The following is a 3,120-nucleotide window of genomic DNA, read 5'->3' on the forward strand; positions in this document are numbered from 1 at the left end:
GACGTGTGGCAATACCTGCCGCCTGCCGAGATTTGTCGCGAGCGTCCTGCGCAGATCGTGAAGGGTCCAGTTCTCCAAAGCCGTTGCCCCTCGCAGGGAAAACAAACGTGTCATTGGTCTTCGGTACGACTGGGGGACCGACACCGCCAGTGTGGACAGCGGAATAAGCGTAGGCTCTTCGTTCTTCGTGCGGTCACCCGATAGTTCCCATGTTCCGGCTTCAAGGCTGAGTTCAGACCAACGCATCGCGGCAACTTCCGTACGCCTCTGTCCGGTCAGCATGAGCAGCTTGACGATGGGGCCGAACGAATAGCCGATATCGCTCGGTTCGGGCTCACAGCCCGTACCGGCTTTTCCAATCCGTTCGCGGGGAAACCGCGGTGAGCCGTTGCGGCGGTTTGCGACACCAGTTGAAAAATGCCCGCATATACCAGAAGGCCGTGTTAGCCGCTTGCGGGTGACCCCCGGCGACGATCTTCTTGGTGATGTTAGCAATGTCGGTGTCGGTCACATGGTGGATAGAGCGACTCCCGAGGGCAGGCACAAGATACCGGTTCAGGCTGGCCTCGACCAGTTCCCAGGAATCCCATTCTGCCTTGCCGGTCTTTGCAAAGCCCGCTCCCTTGCATTCGCGTCGATCGGCCGACCCCGTTCGAGAAAGGGCGTGATCTGGTCGGCGGCATGCAGAATCCGGGTGGCGCGGCTGGTCCGGTCGGACGCGGTCTGATCGAGGAAGCCAGCCGGAATGCCGGCGGCTCGTGCGGGAAGGGCGTTCATGAGACGGTCCTGTCGGGCGAGCGGTTTGGGGGCACGATCACCATAGTTGATCAGGCTTCCCGGGTGGGGCATTCTCGTAAATGTCGCTTGCGGACATATGTTTGCTCCTTGTCCAGAAACAGAAAAGGCCCGATGGGACGGCCGGGCCCAGTGCGGTGTTTTGAGGGTCGTTACTCGGCGACCTGGAGGTGATCGCCGTCGCCGTCCTCGGTATCGTCAGCGCTGATCTGCGCCTGATCGGCAAGGAAGGCTGGCAGTTCCGATGGAGCTATGCTGGAATTTGGGTGACGAGGCTGATCAAGCGGCGCTCTGCGGCTTCGTTTTCGATGACCTCGATTCCGTCCAGGAACCTGGCACCTGCGATGAGTTCCGGCAACTGATTTTGTCCTTTCAATCGTCGCCACGTCCTGGCCGCGGCCATGACCAGCTTGAAGACCATCAGCTGGGCGGTTTTCGAGGATAGCGAGCCCTTGGTACGCACCGTGCGGTGGCGAACGGTCGCAAAGACGCTTTCGATGGGATTGGACCTTCGCAGATGATCCCAGTGTTCGGCGGGGAAATCGTAGAACGCCAGCGACGCATTCTGATCCTTCGTCAGGCAGTCGACCGCCTTAGCATACGCCTCGGCTTCCATCTCGATCGCCTGCGCAAGCAATTTGCGCGCGCCGCTGCGAAGTACATCCGTCAGGGTATCACCGATTTCGTCGGGCTGACGAAGGCAAACAATGTTGATAGTCTCGTTCATGGCGTATCGCTCTCCTTGAGAGGTACTGGCAGGCTTCGTCACCCGCCTCGATACGCCGCTCTCCTCAAACCGTCATCACCCAGTTTCCGCCATAGCTCCCCCTGATTGGTCCGCTTCACCTGTGCAACTGCACAGGCTGCCATAGCGGGGAGATTGGCCTCCAATGGCGAAAACTTGCCGCAGGAGACCCTCCGATGACCGTGCCTATGGCGCCGCCGCTACGACAACTTGCCGACAAGCAGCGTGCGATCCACTGCCCCGCTACTGCGCCTTCAAGGAACGTCTGGATCGCGACGCAGGAGCCGATGACCGTTACGGAATCAATTCCCTTGGCGTGCCCTGGTCGCGCTGGCCGTCGCTGTGCCCGTTCGACGGTCTGGTGGCAATTTGGGCACATCTTGTGTCGTCGCCAGTGCCAATGCCGAACGCTTCAACAAAAAGGTGCCTTCGACGTCTGCTGCCTTCGCCGGTGCTTTGCGAAGTGGCATAATGTTTCGACGCACGCAGGCGCGGGCAGGGGGTGTCAGTCATGAATCTCCTGACTGGCGCGGATCAGGCAGATTGGCGGGATGAAAGATCATACGACTACACCGCTGGCCTGACGCTGCGGGAGTGGGCTTGGGAGTTCTTACGCCGCAACCCGGCGTTCCAGCGCGATCTGACCGCTGCGCGCCAGCATTGCAAGACTTGGTCTCTCCAACCCTTTCTCGATATGGTCGCGTCGGTCGGCGACCTGTCACGCTGGGGTGTTCTGTTTCGCGGAGTCTTGTGGCCGGGCTTCGGTCGTATTCTGGTGTCCGCTCTGGTGCGTCCATGTGCTGCCGGTCATTGCGGAACGGTTGCCTGCCTCGTCGCCGACACCGCCGTTCGAACTCTCGGCATTGCCCTGTCGTGCAACCGTCCTGCTGGCGCCCGACAAGAGCCAGCATGTTCTTCTTCGCAATGCGGACCACGCGCTGCAGCTCGCCGTCTCGGGCGCGAATATCCTCCACCCTGTTTGCCTGCATACTCAAGCCATCTGGCCCGCGGTGCTTTTAAAGCATCGACTGAGGGGACTGGAGTGCCTCAATGCTCTCAGTCTAGGGCAACAGTTGCCCCCCCGCTTGTTTGCGCCGGAAAAGCGTGGCGTCCGTTTGTCCTTCGTTCTTCGTGCGCTCGACGGTTCGCTCGCCGGAGCACCACATCGCGAGCTCGCCGAAGTTCTCATCGGTCAACGGCGCGTCCATGCCGACTGGGCGGATCCTCGCGATCATCTGCGCGACCGCATCCGTCGGGCCGTCTCGCGTGGCCGCGCGCTCATGAATGGTGGCTACAGAGATTTCCTAATTTGAAAAGCGACAGTCCACGCTGTGCGTCAGTGGATGACGTTCGCTCGCAGCTGACCCGTCACCAACAGTTCGCCCGCCGACAGGTCTGCATGGCGCCTTGCAAGGTGCGCTCTGGCCTAACTTGTCGATGCCGAAATGAGATCGGGGTCGTGTCCCACCGCGTGGTGTAGGTCGGCGATAGCGAAGCCGCTCGCGAGCGCGCCCTCAACAGCGCTGTAGCGAGCGAGCGGCGCAGCGGCGGTCATCGATGTTCTTCGGTAGGGTTGGGTT

At 61.0% G+C, this 3,120-nt stretch carries 2 protein-coding genes and 1 pseudogene; 1 reads left to right on the forward strand and 2 read right to left on the reverse strand.

Annotation, left to right across the window (positions count from 1 at the left end):
- Positions 1 to 246: pseudogene (locus tag EOA49_RS33165) on the reverse strand (hypothetical protein); the annotation flags it as partial.
- A gap of 799 nt (positions 247 to 1,045) precedes the next feature.
- Positions 1,046 to 1,522, reverse strand: a complete 477-nt coding sequence (locus EOA49_RS27090; protein WP_281007607.1) for a transposase — start codon at positions 1,520 to 1,522, stop codon at positions 1,046 to 1,048.
- 815 nt (positions 1,523 to 2,337) lie between these two features.
- On the opposite strand from EOA49_RS27090, the gene EOA49_RS27095 reads away from it, so the two are divergent.
- Positions 2,338 to 2,853, forward strand: coding sequence for a DUF2285 domain-containing protein (locus tag EOA49_RS27095; RefSeq protein WP_245329899.1), 516 nt, complete (start codon positions 2,338 to 2,340; stop codon positions 2,851 to 2,853).
- The last annotated feature ends 267 nt before the right edge of the window (positions 2,854 to 3,120 follow it).

The organism is Mesorhizobium sp. M1A.F.Ca.IN.020.04.1.1 (genome assembly GCF_003997315.1).
Lineage (GTDB): Bacteria > Pseudomonadota > Alphaproteobacteria > Rhizobiales > Rhizobiaceae > Mesorhizobium.